The organism is Micromonospora sp. U56 (assembly GCF_018070095.1).
In the GTDB taxonomy this organism is placed as follows: Bacteria; Actinomycetota; Actinomycetes; order Mycobacteriales; family Micromonosporaceae; genus Micromonospora; species Micromonospora purpureochromogenes.
Window position 1 is genome coordinate 60,892 of the sequence record NZ_JAGPYL010000012.1, and the last position, 20,257, is coordinate 81,148.

Below are 20,257 nucleotides of genomic sequence, written 5' to 3' on the forward strand. Positions count from 1 at the left end.
CGTTGCGATCATGGAACAACCAGCGGATCCGCGGGCCCGCCGGCTCTTCGGCGGCAGCGCCCGGGCGCTCGGCGACCTGGCCGCCAGCCCGTTCCGGGCCGACCGGGACCGGATCGTCGGCTCGCCGTTCTTCGCCCGGCTCAACGGCGTCACCCAGGTGATCAGCCCGGGTGGGTCCGGCCTGCTGGTGCACAACCGGCTCACCCACAGCCTCAAGGTCGCCCAGGTGGCCCGGGCGATCGCCGAGCGGCTCACCGCCGACCCGGCGCACCGTCGGCTCCTCGACGAGCTCGGCCACCCGCCGTTCGGGCACCTGGGTGAGCGGGTGCTGGACCGGCTGGCCCGGCAGCGGCTCGGCCTGCCGGACGGCTTCGAGGGCAACGCGCAGTCGTACCGGATCGTCACCAGCACCGAGATCCGGGGCGCGGCCACCACCGGGCTCGACCTCACCGCCGCGGTCCGCGCGGCCCTGCTGAAGTACCCGTGGACCCGGCTGGACCACCCGGACCCGCACCCGCGGCACCTCACCCCGGCGCCCCGGGGCGCGGCCGTCCCGCCCGACGACCCGGAGAGCGGGTCGGCGAAGTTCGGCGCGTACCGGACCGAGCTGGCCGACCTGCGGCAGGCCCGGGAGCCGTTCGCCGGCCGGATCGCCGACTGGCAGCAGACCGTCGAGGCCTCGGTGATGGACACCGCCGACGACATCGCGTACGCGATCCACGACGTGGAGGACTTCTACCGGGTGGGGGTGCTCCAGCAGGGGGCGGTCGCCGCCGAGCTGATGGCCTGGCAGCGGGAGGGCGGTCACCTGCGCGCGGTCACCGACGCCGCGCTGACCGGCGCGGCCCGCCGGCCCGGCTCGGCGATCGAGCGGCTGCGCCGCCAACTGCACCGCAAGGACGGCTGGATCGCCGCCGACGACGCGTTCGCCGCCGCCGTCGAGCACGTTCGCCAGGAACTGGTCGAGGGCCTGCTGGCGATGCCCTTCGACGGCTCGATCGAGGCCGAGCAGTACGTGGCCCGCTTCTCCGCCCGCTGGACCACCCGCTTCGTGAACGCGATCACCGTGGTCCGCCGGCCATCGGTGCGCTCTGGGCACGTGCTGCTCGCCCCGGCCCAGTGGCACGAGGTGCAGGTGCTCAAGTTCGTCCACCACCGGTTCGTGCTGGCCCGCCCCGACCTGGCCCTGCACCAGCGGGGTCAGGCCCGGCTGCTCGGCACCCTGGTCGAGGCGCTGTGGGAGTGGCTGCTCGACCCGGAGGAGGAGTCCCGGCTGCCGCGCCGGCTGCACGACCTGGTCGAGCTGGCCGAGGCGGAGCTGCACCCACGTACGGCGGACCGGATCGGCCGGGCCCGGGGCCGGGCCATCGTCGACTTCGTCGCCCAGCTCACCGACGGCCAGGCCGTCGCCATGCTGGACGCCCTCTCCGGCCGCTCCGGCGCCCTCTGGACCGACGCCTTCGTCCTCTGACCGCCCCGGCCCCGCGCGTCGAGACGCCGTGCGACGGGCGGCGGGCCGGCACCGGCGGCGGGTACGTCAGGCGACCGCCTGCCACCAGCCGTCCACCGGCGGCGGGTCGTCGACCACCACCCGCTCGCCGGGGCGAGGCACCGCCAGCCGCACGTCGCGCGCCTTGGCCTCGGCCCAGAGCCGGTCCACCGGCTCGGACCAGTCGTGCAGGGCCAGGTTGAACGTCGCCCAGTGCACCGGGAGGAAGAGCCCGCCGCGCAGGTCGAGGTGGGCCGAGACGGCCTCCTCGGGGAACATGTGGATGGCCGGCCACGCCCGGTCGTACGCGCCGATCTGCATCAGGGTGACGTCGAACGGCCCGTGCTCCGCGCCGATCTCGGCGTACCCGTCGAAGTAGCCGGAGTCGCCGGTGTAGAAGACCCTGCGGTGCGCGCCGGCGACCACCCAGGAACTCCAGAGGGTGCCGTCGCGGCGCAGCCCCCGGCCGGAGAAGTGCTGGGCGGCGGTGGCGATGATCTCGAGCCCACCCACCCGGTGCCGCTCCGACCAGTCCAGCTCGATGATCCGCTCCGCCGGCACGCCCCACCGGTCGAGGTGGGCGCCGACCCCCAGCGGCACCAGGAACGGCGCGGACTGTCGCCGGGTCAGCTCCTGCACGGTGGCCATGTCGAGGTGGTCGTAGTGGTCGTGGGAGATCAGGATGGCGTCGACCGGGGGCAGGTCGGCCAGGCGTACCGGGGGCTGGTGCAGCCGCCTCGGCCCGACCGCGGCGGACGGCGAGCAGCGGTCGCTCCACACCGGGTCGATCAGGACCTTCCGCCCCTCGATCTCGATCAGCGCGGAGGCGTGGCCGTACCAGACGATGTTGAGTTCGCGTTCGACGTCGGTCGCGGGCGGGGGCGTCGGGGGCAGCAGCGGGACCGGGGCGGTGGGGCGCCGGCGTTGCTTGCCGAAGAGCAGCTCCCAGACCAGGTTCCGCCCCGGGTCACCGGTGGTCATCGTCCGGGTGGCGGCCCGGTTGTGGAAGGTGCCGTCGCGGAACTGGGGGGAGCGGGCCGCCCGTTCCGCCCGGGCCCCGGTCAAGCGCCCGCCCAGCGCCGCCGGCACGTCCCGCGCCGCCCAGGCCAGGCCGGCCACCGCGGCCAGCCCCGTCATCCGCCACAGCCGCCCGCCGAGTGCCCGGTCGAGTTCCCGGTCCGCTGGTGCCCGCATCGCCACGTCCCCTCCGCCGTCTCCCGAGTACACGGTAGCCACCGCGTCACCCCCGTGCGGAGCCGCCGCCGCACCCACACCCGCACCCGGCACTTTCCGTCCCCACGCCGCCCGCCACGCCCCGCACCCGCACCCCGCGCCCCGCACCCGCGCCCCGCACGCCCGCACTTTCAGAGAATGCGTGGCTATGTCGCGCGGGATAGCCACGCTTTCTGTGAAAGTGCGGCCAGAAGGTGGCGCGGCGGGAGCGCGGCGTGGCCGGGGAGGTGGGGGGCGGCGGAAGGTGGTGGGGGAGGAGCGAGGACGGGGGGTGGTCAGCGGAGGCGGCGGAGGGCGGCGGCGCCGGCGGTGACCGCCGAGGTGGCGGTGTCGCCTACCGCGCGGGCCAGGCGGGGGAGGTCGGGCAGCCAGCCGCCGCGGACGGCCTCGCCGGCCGGGTTGGGGGCGAACACCACGCCCTCGTGCGGCGGCACCTGCCGGTCGGTCAGCCCGCCCCAGCGCATCAGCGGCCCGACCAGCGCGTCGTAGACGCCGGGCAGCATCGTGAAGCCGGTCCGCATGATCAGGTTGAGCCGGCCCACCGAGATCTCCCGGCGGGGCCGGTCGGCGCAGTCCACGATCGCCCGGGCGACCCGTTGCGGGGTGGTGATCGGCAGCGGAGGTCGGCCCATCCGGCCCAGGTAGTTGGCGGCCTGCTGGTAGACCGGGGTGTCCACGCTGCCGGGGGTGACCAGGCAGACGTGCACCCCGGGCAGGTCCCGCGACTCCTGCTGCAACGTCCGGACCAGGCCGTGCAGGCCCCACTTGCTGGTGACGTAGCCGCTCATGTAGGGCGCGGTGATGTGCCCGAGCACCGAGCCGGTGAGGATCAGGGTGCCGCCGCCGGCGGCGGTGAACTGCCGCAGCGCGACCCGGGCCACCCCGGCGGAGGCGAGCAGGTCGGTCCGTACCACCTGGTCGAAGACCTCCGCCGGGATCTCCTCGAAGCGCCCGTAGGCCATCACCGCCGCGGTGTGCACCCAGACGTCGATCCGGCCGAACTCCCGCAGCGCCGCCTCCGTCAGGGCGTCGAGCGCGGCGGGGGCGGTCACGTCGGTGGGCACCTCGCGTACCTCGGCGCCGGCGTCGCGGCACTCGCGGCGTACCGCGGCCAGGGTGGCGGGGGAGCGGGCGGCGAGGATCAGCCGGTCCCCGCGCCCGGCGAACTCCCGGGCGGCCGCGCGGCCGATGCCGCTGGTCGCCCCGGTGACCACCACCACCCGGCTCACGGCGCGAGCACGACCTTGACGCAGCCGTCCTGCTTCTTCTGGAACATCTCGTACGCCAGCGGCGCCCGCGCCAGCGGCACCCGGTGGGTACGCAGGTCCGCCACGCCCAGTGGGTCGTCGTCGCCGGAGAGCAGCGGCATGATCTCGTCGGTCCAGCGGCGCACGTGGCACTGCCCCATCCGCAGTTGGATGCCCCGGTCGAACATCTCCATCAGCGGCAGCGGGTCCACCTCGCCGCCGTACACCCCGGAGATGGAGACGGTGCCGCCCCGGCGGACCGCCTTGAGCGCGGCCTTGAGCACCACGAGCCGGTCGACGCCGACCTTGTCGGTCATGGTCTGGGCCAGCTTGTCCGGCAGCAGCCCGGCGGCGGTCTGGGCCAGCTTGCCCGCGGGGGCGCCGTGGGCCTCCATGCCGACCGCGTCGATCACCGCGTCGGGGCCGCGCCCGTCGACCAGGTCGATCAGGGTGGCCGGCACGTCCTCGAGCGCGCTGACGTCGAGGGTCTCGATGCCGTGCCGGCGGGCCATCTCCAGCCGCTCCGGCACCAGGTCCAGTCCGATCACCCGGTCGGCGCCCAGGTGGCGGCCGATCCGGGCGCAGAACTGGCCCACCGGCCCCAGCCCGAAGACGGCGAGGGTGCCGCCGGGCGGGGTGTCGGCGTACTTCACCGCCTGCCAGGCGGTGGGCAGGATGTCGCTGAGGTAGAGGTAGCGCTCGTCCGCGCCGGCCTCGGGGATCTTGACCGGGCCGAACTGGGCGTACGGGACCCGCAGGTACTCGGCCTGGCCGCCGGGGACGGAGCCGTAGAGCGAGGTGTAGCCGAACAGCGACGCGCCCTTGCCCTCGGAGGTGACCTGAGTGGTCTCGCACTGGGCGTAGAGCTGCCGCCGGCACATCCAGCAGTCGCCGCAGGAGATGTTGAACGGGACGACCACCCGGTCGCCCGGCTTGAGCCGGGTGACGCCCGGGCCGACCTCCTCGACGATGCCCATCGGCTCGTGCCCGAGGACGTCGCCGGGCTTCAGGTACGGCCCGAGCACCTCGTACAGGTGCAGGTCGGAGCCGCAGATCGCGGTGGAGGTGATCCGGACGATCGCGTCGGTGGGCTCCTCGATCCGTGGGTCGGGTACCTCCTCCACCCGGACGTCACGCTTGCCGTGCCAGGTCAGTGCCTTCATGCCTGATCGTCCCCTCTCGGTGCCGTCCATGGGACTGCTACCCCGAGTGGGCGGCTCGAACCCGGCGTGCCGCCCGGGCCGGCGCTGCTTTCCCGGCGTACCCCCGGGAAAACGCCGATCGCCGCACCCCCCGGTGGGGATGCGGCGGTCGGTGCGTGACGGGCGGGCGGACCCGCGTCGCGGTCAGGAGCCGGGGGTGCCCGCGCCCTTGGTGGTGGCCTTCAGGTAGTCGCGGTTGAGCCGGCCGATGGTGTTCAGCGGGATGCCCTTCGGGCAGACCACGGTGCACTCACCGGCGTTGGTGCAGCCGCCGAAGCCGGCCTCGTCGTGCGCGTCGACCATGCCGATCACCCGGGTGTAGCGCTCCGGCTGGCCCTGCGGCAGCAGCGAGAGCTGGGTGAGCTTGGCGGCGGTGAAGAGCATGCCGGAGCCGTTGGGGCAGGCCGCCACGCAGGCGCCGCAGCCGATGCAGGCGGCCGACTCGAAGGCGGCGTCCGCGTTGGCCTTGGCCACCGGCGTGGAGTGCGCCTCGGGGGCGCTGCCGGTCGGGGCGGTGATGTACCCGCCGGCAGCGATGATCTTGTCGAAGGCGCCCCGGTTGACCACCAGGTCCTTGATGACCGGGAAGGCGCGGGCCCGCCACGGCTCGATGTCGATCGTCTCGCCGTCGGAGAACTGCCGCATGTGCAGCTGGCAGGCGGTGGTGCCGCGCTGCGGCCCGTGCGCGTCGCCGTTGATCATCAGACCGCACATGCCGCAGATGCCCTCGCGGCAGTCGTGGTCGAACGCGACCGGCTCTTCGCCCTGGAGGATGAGCCGCTCGTTGAGGACGTCGAGCATCTCCAGGAACGACATGTCCGGGGAGACGTCGTCGACCTGGTAGGTCACCATCCGACCCTTGTCCTCGGGGCCGGACTGGCGCCAGATGCGCAGGGTCAGGTTCACTTGTAGCTCCGCTGCGTCGGGTGGACGTATTCGAACTTCAGGTCTTCCTTGTGCAGCACGACCGGCTCACCGGTGACGGTGTACTCCCAGGCCGCCACGTAGGCGAACCGGTCGTCGTCGCGCTGCGCCTCGCCGTCCGGGGTCTGGTGCTCGGCCCGGAAGTGGCCGCCGCAGGACTCCTCGCGGTGCAGGGCGTCGATGCACATCAGCTCGGCCAGCTCGAAGAAGTCGGCCACCCGGCCGGCCTTCTCCAGCGACTGGTTGAGCCCCTCGCCGTCGCCCGGCACCCGCACCCGCTGCCAGAACTCGTCCCGCAGCGTGCGGATCTCGTCGATGGCCTTGCGCAGCCCGGCCTCGCTGCGCTCCATGCCGCAGTGCTCCCACATGATCTGGCCCAGCTCCCGGTGGAACGAGTCCACGGTCCGGTCGCCGTTGACCGCCAGCAGCCGAGTGATCCGGTCCTCGACGTCGCGGCGGGCCGCGATCGCCTCGGGGTGGCTGGCGTCGACCTTCTCCAGCGAGCCGGTGGCCAGGTAGTGGGCGATCGTGCTGGGCAGCACGAAGTATCCGTCGGCCAGGCCCTGCATCAGCGCCGAGGCGCCGAGCCGGTTCGCGCCGTGGTCGGAGAAGTTCGCCTCACCGATCACGAACAGACCCGGGATGGTCGACTGGAGGTCGTAGTCGACCCAGAGGCCGCCCATCGTGTAGTGCACGGCGGGGTAGATCCGCATCGGGACCTCGTACGGGTCCTCGCCGGTGATCCGCTCGTACATCTCGAAGAGGTTGCCGTACTTGGCCTCGATCGCCTTGCGGCCGAGCCGGTTGATGGCGTCGGCGAAGTCGAGGTACACGCCGAGCTTGGTCGGGCCGACGCCCCGGCCCTCGTCGCAGACGTTCTTCGCCGCGCGGGAGGCGATGTCGCGGGGGACCAGGTTGCCGAAGGAGGGGTAGATCCGCTCCAGGTAGTAGTCCCGCTCGTCCTCGGGGATGTCCCGCGGCGCGCGGTCGTCGCCCTTGGCCTTCGGCACCCAGACCCGGCCGTCGTTGCGCAGCGACTCGCTCATCAGGGTCAGCTTCGACTGGTGGTCGCCGGAGACCGGGATGCAGGTCGGGTGGATCTGCGTGTAGCAGGGGTTGGCGAAGTAGGCGCCCTTGCGGTGCGCCCGCCAGGTGGCGGTGACGTTGCAGCCCTTGGCGTTGGTGGAGAGGTAGAAGACGTTGCCGTAGCCGCCGGAGGCGAGCACGACCGCGTCGGCCATCTCGGTGCTGATCTCGCCGGTGACCAGGTCCCGGACGACGATGCCCCGGGCCTTGCCGTCGACGACGACCAGCTCCAGCATCTCGTGCCGGGCGTTCATCTCCACGTTGCCCAGGCCGATCTGCCGCTCCAGCGCCTGGTACGCCCCAAGCAGCAGCTGCTGGCCCGTCTGGCCCCGCGCGTAGAAGGTCCGCTGCACCTGGGCGCCACCGAAGGAGCGGGTGTCGAGCAGGCCGCCGTACTCACGGGCGAACGGCACGCCCTGCGCCACGCACTGGTCGATGATGTTGACCGAGACCTCGGCCAGCCGGTGCACGTTCGACTCCCGCGAGCGGAAGTCGCCGCCCTTGACGGTGTCGTAGAAGAGCCGGTGCACCGAGTCGCCGTCGTTGCGGTAGTTCTTGGCGGCGTTGATGCCGCCCTGCGCGGCGATCGAGTGCGCCCGGCGCGGGCTGTCCTGGTAGCAGTAGGACTTGACCCGGTAGCCCTGCTCGGCCAGCGTCGCCGCGGCGGAGCCGCCGGCCAGGCCGGTGCCCACCACGATCACGGTCATCTTCCGGCGGTTGGCCGGGTTGACCAGCTTGGCCTCGAAGCGGCGGGTCTCCCAGCGCTTCTCGACCGGGCCCTCGGGTGCCTTCGTGTCGGCGATCGGGTCGCCCTCGATGAAGAGATCCATGGTCAGGACACCAATCCGGTGAGTACGGCGAACGGGACCACCAGGTAGCCGACGCAGAGGCCGACGGCGACGACCAGCGCGATCGCCCGGTTGCGACGCTCACCCTCCGGGGTCTGCTGGCCCAGGCTGCGCAGCGCGCTGAAGATGCCGTGCCGCAGGTGGAAACCGACGGTGACGATCGCCAGGGTGTAGAAGAGCGTGACGTACCAGCGCTCCGGCGCGAAGTCCGTGACCACGTTGCCGTACGGGTTGCTGGCGTCGCCCTGGGGGTTCAGGTGACCGGTGGTCAGGTCCAGGATGTGGTAGATCACGAAGAGCAGGATGATCACCCCACCCCAGCGCATCGTGCGGGCGGCGTAGCTGCCCTGGATCTTCTTGCGGTGGGCGTACTTCACCGGGCGGGCGGCGCGGGCGCGCCGGGCCAGCACGGTGGCGGCCACGATGTGCGCGACCACCGCGACCGTGAGCACGGTCCGCTGGATCCACAGGTACCAGGTGTGGGGCAGCAGCGGCGCGCCGATGTCGCGCAGCCAGTGCGCGTAGTGGTCGAACGACGTCTCGCCGGTGAAGATCTTCAGGTTCCCCAGCATGTGGACGACGAGGAAGAGCACCAGGAGGATGCCCGTCACCGCCATGACGGCCTTCAGGCCGACGTTCGAGCGGATGGGCGACCGAGTTTTCGTGATTACCACCCGACCGACGCTAGGAGGACTTTGATCAGTCGTCCAATGCATCGACCTCGCAGTCTTGATAGCCATAAGCTATGTAGATGCAGCTCCATCAGCTCAAGTACTTCGTGGCGGTCGCAGAAGTACGACATTTCACCCAAGCCGCCGACCTCGTCGGCATAACCCAGCCCTCGCTGAGTAAGCAAATTCACGCCCTGGAGACCGACCTGGGGGCCCCGCTCTTCGAACGGGTAAGGGGCAACATCGCCCTCACCGCTGCCGGCGAGGTGCTGCTGCCGTTGGCCAAGCGCATCCTCGCCGACGTCGACACCGCCACCCGCGAGGTGCAGGAGCTGGTCGGCCTGCGCCGGGGCCGGGTCCGCCTCGGCGCCACCCCCAGCCTGGCCACCTCGCTCGCCGCACCGGTGCTGCGCCGGTTCCGCGACGCCCACCCCACCGTGGACCTGCGGGTGGAGGAGGGCGGCTCCCAGGACCTGGTCCGTGACCTGCTGCGCGGCGACCTCGACCTGGCGTTGATCATCATGCCGGCCCAGGGCGCCGACCCGGGGCTGCGCGTCGACCCGATCCTGCGGGAGAGCCTCGTCGTCGCGTCGGTGGACCCGCTGCCCGCCGCCCGGGACAACGGTCAGCTACGCATCACCGACCTGCGTGACCAGCCCCTGGTGATGTTCCGCGAGGGCTACGACCTGCGCGACGCCACCATCCAGGCCTGCCGGGAGGCCGGCTTCGAACCGACCATCTCGGTCGACGGCGGCGAGATGGACGCCGTGCTCAGCTTCGTCGAGGCCGGGCTGGGCATCGCCCTGGTACCCGGCATCGTGGTCGCCCGCCGGGCCGGCGTCCGGGTCACCCGGCTCGCCCCGCCGGGCGTACGGCGGACCATCGCGGTGGCCCGCCGCCGGGACGTGGTGCCCACCCACGCCGGTCGGGAGCTGCGCCGGATACTGCTCGAGTACGTGCACGACGCCACCGCCACCGACGAGCTGCCGCCGGGCGTGGAACCGCTGCCGTAACCGGGCGGCTGGTCAGCGCCCCTCGGCGTCGTCCATCGCCCGGTAGATCCGCTGCTCCGACACCGGGTACGGGGTGCCGAGCGCCTGGGCGAAGACGCTCACCCGCAACTCCTCGATCATCCACCGGATCTGCCGTACCGCCGTCGAGTTGCGCCGGCTGGGCGGCAGCGCGGCGAGCATGTCGGCGTACTCCTTCTGCACCACCGCGATCCGGTCCTGCTGCTGCTTGTCCCGCTGCGGGTTGCCCGGCAGCCGGTCCAGGCGCCGCTCGATCGCGGTCAGGTAGCGCAGCAGGTCGGGCAGGCGCGCGTACCCGGCCTCGGTGACGAACCCCTTGTGCACCAGCCCGGAGAGCTGGTTGCGGATGTCGGCCAGGGCGGCCACCACGGCCAGGTTCCGGGTCGCGCCGAGCCGCTGCTCCACCGCGTACCCGGCGGCGAGGACCCGGCGGACCCGGTCCATCACGTCGACCACCGTGTCGATCAGGTCGGCGCGGACCCGTTCGCGCAGCGCGGCGAAGCCCTCGGCGTCCCAGGCCGGCCCGCCCGCGTCGGCGATCAGCTTGTCGATCGCGGCCCCGGCGGCGTCGGAGATCAGCTCCTGCACCCCGCCGTGCGGGTTGCGGCTGAGCGCCAGCTTCGCCTCGTTGGAGAGCCGGCCCTGGAGGAACTTGGCCGGCGACGGCACGGTCAGCCGCAGTAGCCGCCGGGTGCCCGCCCAGTGCGCCGCGGCCTGCTCGGCCTCGGAGTCGAACACCTTCACCCCGACCGTCGCACCCTCGTCGACCAGCGCCGGGTACGCGGTCACCGCGTAACCGGCCCGGACCTGCTCGATGGTGCGAGGAAGATCGTCAATGCTCCACTCACGGAGGCCCGTCCAGGCGACGTCCGGCGCGGCGGCGGCCACGACCTGGCGTACCTCCTGGCGGAGCTGGCGTTGCAGGGTCGGCAGGTCCTTGCCCTCGGCGACCGGCTTGTTCTCCTCGTCGAGCACCCGGAAGCTGACCCGCAGGTGGGCCGGCAGCCGGTCGACGTCCCAGGCGTCGCGCGGCACGGTGACGCCGGTCATCCGGCGCAGCTGCCGGGTCAGCGCGTCCAGCAGCGGCTCCTCGCCCGCCGGCATCGCCGCCAGCGCGGCCCGCGCGTAGTCCGGCACCGGGACGAAGTTGCGCCGGACCGCCTTGGGCAGCGACCGGATCAGCGCGACGACCAGTTCCTCGCGCAGCCCGGGCACCTGCCAGTCGAAGGTCTCCGCCGGCACCTGGTTGAGCAGCGGCAGCGGGATGTCCACGGTCACGCCGTCGGTCGGGGTGCCCGGGTCGAAGGTGTAGGTCAGCGGCAGGGCGACCCCGTCGGCCTGCCACTCGTCCGGGTAGTCGGCCTCGTCCACCCCGCCGCGACCGGCGTTGATCAGCAGCTCGCGGGTGAAGGTGAGCAGCTCCGGCTGCTCTCGCCGGGCCTTCTTCCACCACGAGTCGAAGTGCCGGCCGGAGACCACGTCGGCGGGGATGCGCTGGTCGTAGAAGTGGAAGATCGTCTCGTCGTCGACCAGGATGTCCCGCCGCCGGGCCCGGTTCTCCAGCTCCTCGATCTCGGTGAGCAGCCGCTGGTTGTCCCCCCAGAACTGGTGGTGGGTCTGCCAGTCGCCCTCCACCAGGGCGTGCCGGATGAACAGCTCCCGCGACAGCGCCGGGTCGATCCGGCCGAAGTTGACCTTGCGGGAGGTGACCAGCGGGATGCCGTACAGGGTGACCTTCTCGTAGGCCATCACCGCGGCCTGCTTCTTCTCCCAGTGCGGCTCGCTGTAGCTGCGCTTGACCAGGTGCTGCGCCAGCGGCTCGACCCACTCCGGCTCGACCCGCCCGGCGACCCGGCCCCAGAGCCGGGAGGTCTCCACCAGCTCGGCGGCCATCACCCAGCGCGGCGGCTTCTTGAACAGCGCCGAGCCGGGGAAGATCGCGAACTTCGCACCGCGCGCCCCCAGGTACTCGTGCTTCTGCGCGTCCTTGAGCCCGACGTGGGACAGCAGGCCGGGCAGCAGCGACTGGTGCACCTTCGGGGTGTCGATCTCCTCCGGCAGGTCCGCGGTCGGGCCGCGCCGGCCGCCGTCCGCCGGGACCTCCGCCGCGCCGCGCCGGCCACGCCCGCCACCGCCCTGATCCGGGGTACGCAGCACCTGGCGCAACTGGCTGACGATGTCCTGCCACTCGCGGACCCGCAGGTAGTTCAGGTATTCGGCCTTGCACATCCGGCGGAACGCGCTCGACGACAGCGCCCGCTGCTGCTCCCGCAGGTAGCGCCACAGGTTGAGGAACGCGACGAAGTCGGACTCCTTGTCGGCGAACCGGGCGTGCGCCTGGTCGGCCTGCGCCTGCTTCTCCGCCGGCCGCTCACGCGGGTCCTGGATGGAGAGCGCGGCGGCGATCACCATCACCTCGGTGGCGCAGCCGTTGCGCTCGCCCTCCAGCACCATCCGGGCCAGCCGGGGGTCGACCGGCAGCTGGGCCAGCCGCCGGCCCAGCGGGGTGAGCCGCTTCGCCGGGTCGGACTCGGTCAGGTCGAGCGCGCCCAGCTCGTGCAGCAGGTTGACGCCGTCGGTGACGTTGCGCCGGTCCGGCGGGTCGATGAACGGGAACGCGGCGATGTCGCCGAGCCCGATCGAGGTCATCTGGAGGATGACCGAGGCGAGGTTGGTGCGCAGGATCTCCGGGTCGGTGAACTCGGGCCGGGAGAGGAAGTCCTGCTCGTCGTAGAGCCGGATGCAGATGCCGTCCGAGGTACGCCCGCAGCGGCCCTTGCGCTGGTTGGCCGAGGCCTGCGAGACCGGCTCGATGGGCAGCCGCTGCACCTTGAGCCGGCTGGAGTAGCGGGAGATGCGGGCCGTGCCCGGGTCCACCACGTACTTGATGCCGGGGACGGTCAGCGACGTCTCGGCGACGTTGGTCGCCAGCACCACCCGCCGCCCAGGGTGCGGGGCGAAGACCCGGTGCTGCTCGGCGGTCGACAGCCGGGCGTACAGGGGGAGGATCTCGGTGCCGAGCAGCGACCGTTTCTTCTCCACCAGCTTGCCCAGCGCGTCGGCGGTGTCCCGGATCTCCCGCTCGCCGGAGAGGAAGACCAGGATGTCGCCGGGTCCCTCGGCGGCCAGCTCCTCGACCGCGTCGCCGATCGCCTGGATCTGGTCGCGGACGTTCTCCTCGTCGTCGCCCTCGTCCTCCTCGGCCTCGCCCACCTCGACCAGCGGCCGGTACCGCACCTCGACCGGGTACGTCCGCCCGGAGACCTCGACGATCGGGGCGGGCTCGCCGTCGGCGTCGGCGAAGTGCCGGGCGAAGCGGTCCGTCTCGATGGTCGCCGAGGTGATGACCACCTTGAGGTCGGGGCGGCGGGGCAGGAGCTGCCGGAGGTACCCGAGGATGAAGTCGATGTTGAGGCTGCGCTCGTGCGCCTCGTCGATGATCAACGTGTCGTACTGGCGCAGCATCCGGTCGGTCTGCAACTCGGCCAGCAGGATGCCGTCGGTCATCAGCTTGACCAGGCTGCGGTCGCTCACCTGGTCGCTGAAGCGCACCTTGTAGCCGACCACGTCGCCCAGCTCGGTGCCGAGTTCCTCGGCGATCCGGTCGGCGACCGTCCGGGCGGCCAGCCGGCGGGGCTGGGTGTGCCCGATCAGGCCGTGCACCCCGCGTCCCAGCTCCAGGCAGATCTTGGGCAACTGGGTGGTCTTGCCCGAGCCGGTCTCGCCGGCCACGATCACCACCTGGTGGTCGCGGATCGCGGCGGCGATGTCGTCCCGGCGCTCGCTGACCGGCAACTGCGCCGGATAGGTGATCACCGGCACGGCGGCCCGCCGGTCCGCCAGCCGCGCCTCGGCGCGGGCCACGTCCACGGCGATCTCGGCGAGCGCGCCGTCGCGCCGCTCGGGCTCCCGCAGCTTGCGTGCGCCGTCCAGCCGCCGCTCCAGGCGGCGCTGGTCGCGGAACATCAGCGAGGAGAGGCGGCGGTGCAGGTCGCGGACGGTGACGGCCTCGGCGGGTACGGCTGGATTCTGCATGTCGTCGCCAAGGATAGGCAGCCCGCCGCCGGAGCGCCCCCGGGTTACCTCCGGTCAGCCGCCGTACCCCGTCGGCGTCGCTGCCCGGGGCGGCGGGCCGGCCGGGCTAGAGTTCTCGCCGAGCGACACCGATCCGGGGGCGGCGACATGACGATGCTGGACACCGACCGCGCGCTGGTGCAGGCGGCGACCGCGGTCGCCAAGCTGCGCTGCCGCAGCGACAACCACACCGTCGCCGCCGCGGCCCGGACCGCCGACGGCCGGGTCTTCACCGGCGTCAACGTCTACCACTTCACCGGTGGCCCGTGTGCCGAGGTGGTCGCGATCGGCGCCGCCGCCACCCAGGGGGCCGGCGAGCTGGAGGCCATCGTCGCGGTGGGCGACCGGGGACGGGGCGTCATTCCGCCCTGCGGGCGGTGCCGCCAGGTGCTGCTGGACTACTTCCCGTCGATCAAGGTGATCGTCGGGCCGATGGACGCGCTGCGCCCGGTGCCCGTCGCCGACCTGCTGCCCGAGACGTACGTCTGGGGCGACCACCAGCTCGACGCGCCGATGGCGGTGCGCACCGGGCAGTGGCCGATGCCCAGCGTGCCGAGCAGCCGGCCGGCCTCCGAGGACTGACCCTCCCGGCGGCCCGCTTCCCCGCGCTGTCTCCGCCCTTCTCGGCGGCGGCTCAGTCGCCGGCGGCGGCCTCCAGCATCGAGCGGGGCACACCGACGCTCTCGTAGCGCACGTTGCCCTCCGGCACCAGCCAGCTCGCCACCCGCACCACGAGCTGGCCGGCGCGCACCGCCGGGTCGTTGGCGTACAGCTCGCGGGCCTCGTCCGGGCTGATCGGCAGCACGGCGAGACCGCGCAGGGTCGGGTCGTCCGGGTCCACGAACGGGCCGGCGGCGAGCACGAGTCCCTGCTCCACCAGCCCCGCCTGGTGGGTCAGGTGCGTGTCGTGCAGCAGATCCGCCGCGTCCCGGGGCAGCTCCGGCGCGTCCGCCGGGCGGCTGAAGAGGACGAGGGTGTGCTGGTCGAATCGCATGGACCCAGGGTAGGGGGCATTTTCCCCGGTTGGTTCCGGTGTGCCCGGTTCGGCGGCTTATCGACGATGCTCGGTTAGGTCACCCTCCACGTCTCGGCTAAGGTAAGGCGTACCTTAGTTCCAGCTCGGGAGCATCGTGACCACCCTCGCCGCACGTCCGGTCGGCGCCGCCCGCCGCACCGGCGGACAGCGGGGCCGCCGCACCGCCGTCGCCGTCGTGGCCGCGCTGGCGCTGCTCCTGGCCGTCCTGGCCAGCCTCGCGCTCGGCAGCCGGCCGCTGGGCGTGGGCCAGGTCTGGACCGCCCTGGTCGCCCCGGACGGAGGAACGGCGAGCACCATCGTGCGCGAGCTGCGGATGCCGCGTACCGCCCTCGGTCTGGTCGTCGGCCTCGCCCTCGCGGTCGCCGGGGTGCTCTTCCAGGCGCTCACCCGCAACCCGCTCGCCGAGCCGCGGATCCTCGGCATCAGCGCCGGCGCCTCCTTCGGCGTCGTCCTGGCCATCGCCGTCCTCGGCGTCGGCAGCCTCGCCGGGTACGTCTGGTTCGGCATCGCGGGCGCGCTCGGCGCCGGCCTGCTGGTCTTCGCCGTCGCCAACCGGACCCGCGAGGGCGCCAGCCCGGTCACCCTCGCGCTGATCGGCGCGGCCCTCGACGCCAGCCTCGCCTCCGTGGTGTACGCGCTGCTCAGCATCGACGCGCGCACCTTCGAGGAGTACCGGTTCTGGGTCGTCGGCGGGCTGACCGGGCGGGATCTCGGCGTCGCCGCCCAGGTGCTGCCGTTCGTGCTCGCCGGGCTGGCCCTGGCCGCGGTGGTCGCCCGGGGCCTCGACGCGCTCGCCCTCGGCGACGACGTCGCCCGTGGCCTGGGCCACCGGATCGGCCTGGTACGCCTCGGCGGCGGTACCGCCGCCGTGCTGCTCACCGGCGCCGCGGTCGCCTCGGCCGGGCCGATCGCCTTCGTCGGGCTCGCCGTGCCGCACCTGGCCCGCGCCCTGGTCGGCGCCGACCACCGCTGGACCCTGGGCGTCTCCGCCCTGCTCGGCCCCACCCTGCTGCTCGGCGCCGACATCGTCGGCCGGCTGATCGCCCCGCCCGGTGAGGTTCCGGCCGGGATCATCACCGCGCTGATCGGCGCGCCGCTGCTGGCGTACCTGGTGCGCCGCGCCAAGGTGGTGACCGCGTGAGCGCGAGGAGTGAGCCGGGTCTGCGAGCCCGGCAGTCGCGAACTGAGGCTGGCACCGTGAGCGCCCCCGACCTGACCGTCGCCCCGCCCGCCGCCGCCCCGAGCGGCCCCGCCGGACTGCCCGGACGGTCGTTGGTGCGGGTCGGGCCGGTCAGCCTCCAGGTTCGCCGCCGCGCGGTGCTCGTCGCGCTCGCCTCGACCGTGCTGCTCGCCCTCGCCGCGCTGCTCAGCCTCAGCCTCGGCACCCCGTACGTCGCGCCGGCCGACGTGCTCCGCGCGCTCTCCGGCGCCGGCACCCCGTACGACCTGGTGGTGCTCGACCTGCGGCTGCCCCGGCTCGTGCTCGCCGCGACGGCCGGCGCGGCCTTCGGGATCGCCGGCACGCTGATCCAGAGCGTGGCGCGCAATCCCCTGGCCAGCCCCGACGTCATCGGCATCACCCAGGGCGCCGGCCTGGCCGCCACCGTCGCGATCACCACCGGCGCGGCGGCCGTGCTGGTCGCCCCGGCGGCCCTGGTCGGCGGGCTGGCCGCCGCTGTCCTGCTGCTCGCGCTCGGCGCCCGGCACGGGCTGGCCGCGCAGCGGTTCGTGCTGGCCGGCGTCGCCGTCGCGTTCGCCCTGCGGGCGCTGACCGAGGTGGTCATGCTCTCCGCCGACCCGATCGACGGGCTGCGGGCGCAGATCTGGCTGATCGGCACCCTCGCCGGCAAGGGCTGGACCGAGACGGTCTGGATCGCGCTCACCCTGGCCGTGCTGCTGCCGGTGCTGGCCTGGGCCGGCTGGGCGCTCAACGGCTCCGCCCTCGACGACGACACCGCCCGGGGGATCGGGCTGCGGCCGGTGGCCCGCCGGATCGGCCTGGCCGCCACCGGCGTCGTCGTCGCGGCCACCGTCACCGCCCAGGTCGGCGCGGTCGACTTCGTCGCCCTGGTCGCCCCGCAGGTGGCCCGCCGGCTGGTCCGGGCCGAGCGGCCGCCGATGGTGTGCGCCGCGCTGCTCGGCGCGCTGCTGCTGGTGCTGGCCGACCTCGCCGGCCGGCGGCTGTTCGCCCCCACCCAACTGCCGGCGGGCGTGCTCACCGCCGCGATCGGCGGGCCGTACCTGATGTTCCTGCTGGTCCGCGGCCGTCGGCGGTCGTCGTGACGTCCACCCCTGGCACAGGAGGCGCAATGCTCTCCACCCGCGACCTGGTCGCCGGCTACGACGAACGGACCGTGCTCGACGGGCTCGACCTGGAGCTGCCCGCCGACGCGTTCACCGTCATCGTCGGGCCGAACGCCTGCGGCAAGTCCACCCTGCTGCGCACCATGGCCCGGCTGCTCACGCCCCGCCGGGGTGCGGTGCTGTTGGACGGCACCGCCATCCGCGACCTGCCCACCCGCGAGGTGGCCCGCCGGCTGGGTGTGCTGCCGCAGAGCCCGCTGGTGCCGGAGGGCGTCACCGTGGCCGACCTGGTCGGGCGGGGCCGGCAGCCCTACCAGCGGTGGTGGCGGCAGTGGTCGGAGCAGGACGCCGTCGCGGTGGACCGGGCGATGGCGCTCGCCGACGTCGCCGGGCTGGCCGACCGGCCGGTGGACACCCTCTCCGGCGGCCAGCGGCAGCGGGTCTGGATCGCGATGACCCTCGCCCAGGACACCGAGGCGCTGCTGCTGGACGAGCCGACCACCTTCCTCGACCTGGCCCACCAGGTCGAGGTGCTGGACCTGCTGCACCGGCTGCGCGCCGAGCGGGGCCGCACCGTGGTCGCCGTGCTGCACGACCTCAACCAGGCCGCCCGCTACGCCGACCACCTCGTGGCGATGCGGGCCGGGTCCGTGGTCGCCGCCGGGCCGCCACGGGAGATCCTCACCGCGGAGCTGGTCCGGGACGTCTTCGGGCTCGACTGCGTGGTGGTGCCCTGCCCGGTCACCGGCGCCCCGCTGGTGGTGCCCGGTCTCACCAGCCCGTCGCTGGCCCCGCTGCCCGGCGCCCCGCTGCCCGGCGCCCCGCTGCCCGCCGATCCGGCCGCCGGCACGCCCTCCGTTGCCGGCCCGGCCGGCTCGAATCCCGTGGGCCCGACCGCTCCGGCGGCCCGCACTTCCGTCGACGACGCGGACACCCCGCGCGTCGGTCCGTACCCCTCGAAAGGACTCTGATGCGTCGTCTCGCCGCCACCCTCACCGCGGCCCTCGCCCTCGGCGTGGGCCTCACCGCCTGCGGGGAGAGCGACCCGGTCGCCGGCACCGCCACCGGGGAGACCCGGGAGATCACCCACGCCATGGGCAGCACCAAGGTCCCGGCCGAGCCGAAGCGCGTGGTGGTCCTCGACACCGACAAGATCGACACGGCGCTGTCGCTCGGCGTCACGCCGGTCGGCGCCGCGACCGCCGGTGAGGCGAAGAGCTGGCCGACGTACTTCGGCGCGGAGAAGCTCGCCGGCATCAAGGAGGTCGGGGTGCTCACCGAGCCCGACCTGGAGGCGATCACCGCCCTGAAGCCGGACCTGATCCTGGGCAGCAAGTTCCGGCAGGAGAAGTTCTACGACGAGCTGACCGCCATCGCGCCCACCGTCTTCACCGAGAAGGTCGGCATCACCTGGAAGGAGAACCTGCTCCTCGACGGCAAGGCGCTCGGCAAGGAGCAGCAGGCCCGCGACCTGCTCGCCGCGTACGAGAAGCGGGCCAAGGAGTTCGGCGCCAAGCTCGGCGATGCCGCCTCCCGCAAGGTGTCGATCGTGCGCTTCATCCCGGGCAACATCCGGGTGTACGGCCCGGACTCCTTCTCCGGCATCGTCGTCGGCGACACCGGGCTGGGCCGCCCCGAGCGGCAGCGCCTGGAGGGCAAGGAGGACAAGCGCTTCGACCTGGTCAGCGCCGAGCGGATCAACGAGGTCGACGGCGACGTCATCTTCGTGACCGCGTACGGCGAGAAGGCCGCCGCCGACCAGGCCAAGGTCACCGCCGGCTCGCTCTGGCAGGGCCTCTCGGCCGTCAAGGCCGGCAAGGCGCACGTCGTCTCCGACGAGGTCTGGATGACCGGCATCGGCGTCGGCGCCGCCAACAAGATCCTCGACGACCTCGCCAAGTACCTCACCGCCTGACCCTCCGCGCCCACCCCGCGCCCTCCTCGGCGCGCACTTTCAGAGAAAGAGTGGCTATTCCACGTGGAATAGCCACTCTTTCTCTGTATGAGGGGCCAGGTCTCGCGGCGCGACGCGGCGGAGGGGCGGGTGCGGCGGGGCGGGTGGCGGCGGGTGCGGCGTGCGCGTCAGTCAGGGTCACCTGGGGCGCTGAGTGGGCGCGGGCCGATGGGCGGCAGGACGCGCGCGCAGTCCCCGCATCTCGGGGCGGGCGGGGGACGCGAGGCGCGGGGTGGGGTCAGTGGCGGGTGCGGGTGATCAGGGCGGTGCGGACCTCGGTGAGGAATGACTCGAAGTCCTCGCGCATCCGCTTGCTGGTGACGTGCAGGACGATCCAATCGTCGCCCAGCATCCTGTTCAGACGCTGGCGGTCGCGGTGGAACTGGTCCGGGTCGTGGTGCCAGAGTCCGTCGTACTCGATGGCGATCTTCAATTCGGGCCAGGCGAGGTCGACCCGGGCGACGAAGCGGCCGGCCCGTTCGATGACGTGTTGGGTGACCGGTCGGGGCAGGCCGGCCTCGACGAGTCGTACCCGCAGCTGCGACTCCGGTGGCGATTCGGCGGCGGCGTCGCTCAAACTCACAGCCTGGGCGAACCTCCGCCAGCCCCGCTCGCCACGGCGCGTGGCCAGGTAGTGCTCCAGCTCCGGCAGGTCGACCGCGCCGACGTGCCGGAGCGAGTCGATCAGTGCGACCGCGTTGACGAGGTCGAGCCAGCTCGCGAGGTCCCAGCAGGTGCGAACGGGCGTGGTGACGGCACATCCGTCGACGAGCCGGACCTCGCCCTCGCGCCAGGGAGCGACGTGGATGAGCAGGCCGGCGAGCGGACCGAATCGGGACGCCGGCTGGACCAGCACCTCGACCGGGTCGTCGGCCCGTGGGCTCGCCCCGCCGTAGAGCGCGACGGCGGACCGGCCGGCGATCGCGCAGCCGGGAGGGAATAGCCACGACGCGGCGGCACGGCACCGGCTGCGATGGGACAGGTCGAGGCGGGCGTCCGCGTAGACGTTGTGGAAGACCCGCCGCCAGGCACTGCTCCGGAGGTCGCCTCTGGTCAACAAACCACCATGAACCGCCTCGCGCGCAAAGAACACCCGCCCCACCAGGGCATCAGGACGTCGAGGAGTACGAGCCACCCCACCACCCTCCACCCCCCGCC

16 protein-coding genes are annotated in these 20,257 nt (G+C 73.2%); 7 read left to right on the top strand and 9 right to left on the bottom strand.

Going from position 1 to position 20,257, the window contains the following annotated elements; all coding sequences use genetic code 11:
- Nucleotides 1-10: 10 nt before the first annotated feature.
- Nucleotides 11-1,471, top strand: a complete 1,461-nt coding sequence (locus KBX37_RS07370) for a deoxyguanosinetriphosphate triphosphohydrolase family protein (RefSeq protein WP_210775165.1) — start codon at nt 11-13, stop codon at nt 1,469-1,471.
- Between the two features lie 66 nt (nt 1,472-1,537).
- On the opposite strand, the gene KBX37_RS07375 is transcribed toward KBX37_RS07370, so the two are convergent.
- The 6 genes from KBX37_RS07375 to KBX37_RS07400 all read right to left on the bottom strand — a co-directional run bounded on the left by KBX37_RS07375 (nt 1,538) and on the right by KBX37_RS07400 (nt 8,697).
- Nucleotides 1,538-2,683 carry an MBL fold metallo-hydrolase gene (locus tag KBX37_RS07375; protein ID WP_210775166.1) on the bottom strand — a complete coding sequence of 382 codons (1,146 nt, stop codon included), beginning with the start codon at nt 2,681-2,683 and terminating at the stop codon, nt 1,538-1,540.
- A gap of 314 nt (nt 2,684-2,997) precedes the next feature.
- Nucleotides 2,998-3,951 (bottom strand): SDR family NAD(P)-dependent oxidoreductase, encoded by a 954-nt coding sequence (locus tag KBX37_RS07380; protein ID WP_210775167.1) that lies wholly within the window; start codon nt 3,949-3,951, stop codon nt 2,998-3,000.
- Entirely contained in the window at nt 3,948-5,132 is a 1,185-nt protein-coding gene (locus tag KBX37_RS07385) for a zinc-dependent alcohol dehydrogenase (protein WP_210775168.1), read from the bottom strand. Before KBX37_RS07385 ends, KBX37_RS07380 begins: the two co-directional genes overlap by 4 nt.
- 183 nt (nt 5,133-5,315) lie before the next feature.
- Nucleotides 5,316-6,077: a succinate dehydrogenase/fumarate reductase iron-sulfur subunit gene (locus tag KBX37_RS07390; RefSeq protein ID WP_210775169.1), complete on the bottom strand. Its 762-nt coding sequence runs from the start codon at nt 6,075-6,077 to the stop codon at nt 5,316-5,318.
- Entirely contained in the window at nt 6,074-8,011 is a 1,938-nt protein-coding gene (locus KBX37_RS07395) for a fumarate reductase/succinate dehydrogenase flavoprotein subunit (RefSeq protein ID WP_210775170.1), read from the bottom strand. Before KBX37_RS07395 ends, KBX37_RS07390 begins: the two co-directional genes overlap by 4 nt.
- 2 nt (nt 8,012-8,013) lie before the next feature.
- Nucleotides 8,014-8,697: a succinate dehydrogenase cytochrome b subunit gene (locus KBX37_RS07400; RefSeq protein WP_374103686.1), complete on the bottom strand. Its 684-nt coding sequence runs from the start codon at nt 8,695-8,697 to the stop codon at nt 8,014-8,016.
- 83 nt (nt 8,698-8,780) lie between these two features.
- Here KBX37_RS07400 and KBX37_RS07405 point away from each other — a divergent pair, with 83 nt between their 5' ends.
- Entirely contained in the window at nt 8,781-9,713 is a 933-nt protein-coding gene (locus KBX37_RS07405) for a LysR family transcriptional regulator (protein ID WP_210775172.1), read from the top strand.
- 12 nt (nt 9,714-9,725) lie between these two features.
- Here KBX37_RS07405 and hrpA read toward each other — a convergent pair whose 3' ends face one another.
- A complete protein-coding gene (gene hrpA, locus KBX37_RS07410) occupies nt 9,726-13,766 on the bottom strand; it encodes an ATP-dependent RNA helicase HrpA (RefSeq protein WP_210775173.1) in 4,041 nt (1,346 codons plus the stop codon).
- Between the two features lie 147 nt (nt 13,767-13,913).
- On the opposite strand from hrpA, the gene KBX37_RS07415 reads away from it, so the two are divergent.
- Nucleotides 13,914-14,387 carry a cytidine deaminase gene (locus KBX37_RS07415; RefSeq protein WP_210775174.1) on the top strand — a complete coding sequence of 158 codons (474 nt, stop codon included), beginning with the start codon at nt 13,914-13,916 and terminating at the stop codon, nt 14,385-14,387.
- 52 nt (nt 14,388-14,439) lie between these two features.
- On the opposite strand, the gene KBX37_RS07420 is transcribed toward KBX37_RS07415, so the two are convergent.
- Complete coding sequence (locus KBX37_RS07420; protein WP_210775175.1) at nt 14,440-14,799, bottom strand: YciI family protein; 360 nt, start codon at nt 14,797-14,799, stop codon at nt 14,440-14,442.
- A gap of 136 nt (nt 14,800-14,935) precedes the next feature.
- On the opposite strand from KBX37_RS07420, the gene KBX37_RS07425 reads away from it, so the two are divergent.
- The 4 genes from KBX37_RS07425 to KBX37_RS07440 are packed head-to-tail and all read left to right on the top strand — an operon-like array spanning nt 14,936 to nt 19,060.
- The gene (locus KBX37_RS07425) at nt 14,936-15,982 is read left to right on the top strand and encodes an iron ABC transporter permease (RefSeq protein WP_210775176.1); all 1,047 of its coding nucleotides are present in this window, start codon (nt 14,936-14,938) and stop codon (nt 15,980-15,982) included.
- Between the two features lie 56 nt (nt 15,983-16,038).
- Nucleotides 16,039-17,124 carry an iron ABC transporter permease gene (locus KBX37_RS07430; RefSeq protein WP_307848986.1) on the top strand — a complete coding sequence of 362 codons (1,086 nt, stop codon included), beginning with the start codon at nt 16,039-16,041 and terminating at the stop codon, nt 17,122-17,124.
- 26 nt (nt 17,125-17,150) lie between these two features.
- Complete coding sequence (locus KBX37_RS07435; protein ID WP_247657216.1) at nt 17,151-18,116, top strand: ATP-binding cassette domain-containing protein; 966 nt, start codon at nt 17,151-17,153, stop codon at nt 18,114-18,116.
- The gene (locus tag KBX37_RS07440; protein ID WP_210775177.1) at nt 18,116-19,060 is read left to right on the top strand and encodes an ABC transporter substrate-binding protein; all 945 of its coding nucleotides are present in this window, start codon (nt 18,116-18,118) and stop codon (nt 19,058-19,060) included. Before KBX37_RS07435 ends, KBX37_RS07440 begins: the two co-directional genes overlap by 1 nt.
- 277 nt (nt 19,061-19,337) lie before the next feature.
- Here KBX37_RS07440 and KBX37_RS07445 read toward each other — a convergent pair whose 3' ends face one another.
- Nucleotides 19,338-20,156: an endonuclease domain-containing protein gene (locus KBX37_RS07445; protein WP_210775178.1), complete on the bottom strand. Its 819-nt coding sequence runs from the start codon at nt 20,154-20,156 to the stop codon at nt 19,338-19,340.
- Between the last annotated feature and the right edge of the window lie 101 nt (nt 20,157-20,257).

Bases quoted from the DNA above. Each gene is read 5' to 3' on its own strand.
- KBX37_RS07370 (WP_210775165.1), top strand. From the start codon at position 11: ATGGAACAACCAGCGGATCCGCGGGCCCGCCGGCTCTTCGGCGGCAGC.
- KBX37_RS07375 (WP_210775166.1), bottom strand. From the start codon at position 2,683: ATGCGGGCACCAGCGGACCGGGAACTCGACCGGGCACTCGGCGGGCGG.
- KBX37_RS07385 (WP_210775168.1), bottom strand. From the start codon at position 5,132: ATGAAGGCACTGACCTGGCACGGCAAGCGTGACGTCCGGGTGGAGGAG.
- KBX37_RS07395 (WP_210775170.1), bottom strand. From the start codon at position 8,011: ATGGATCTCTTCATCGAGGGCGACCCGATCGCCGACACGAAGGCACCC.
- KBX37_RS07405 (WP_210775172.1), top strand. From the start codon at position 8,781: ATGCAGCTCCATCAGCTCAAGTACTTCGTGGCGGTCGCAGAAGTACGA.
- hrpA (WP_210775173.1), bottom strand. From the start codon at position 13,766: ATGCAGAATCCAGCCGTACCCGCCGAGGCCGTCACCGTCCGCGACCTG.
- KBX37_RS07415 (WP_210775174.1), top strand. From the start codon at position 13,914: ATGACGATGCTGGACACCGACCGCGCGCTGGTGCAGGCGGCGACCGCG.
- KBX37_RS07420 (WP_210775175.1), bottom strand. From the start codon at position 14,799: ATGCGATTCGACCAGCACACCCTCGTCCTCTTCAGCCGCCCGGCGGAC.
- KBX37_RS07435 (WP_247657216.1), top strand. From the start codon at position 17,151: ATGCTCTCCACCCGCGACCTGGTCGCCGGCTACGACGAACGGACCGTG.
- KBX37_RS07440 (WP_210775177.1), top strand. From the start codon at position 18,116: ATGCGTCGTCTCGCCGCCACCCTCACCGCGGCCCTCGCCCTCGGCGTG.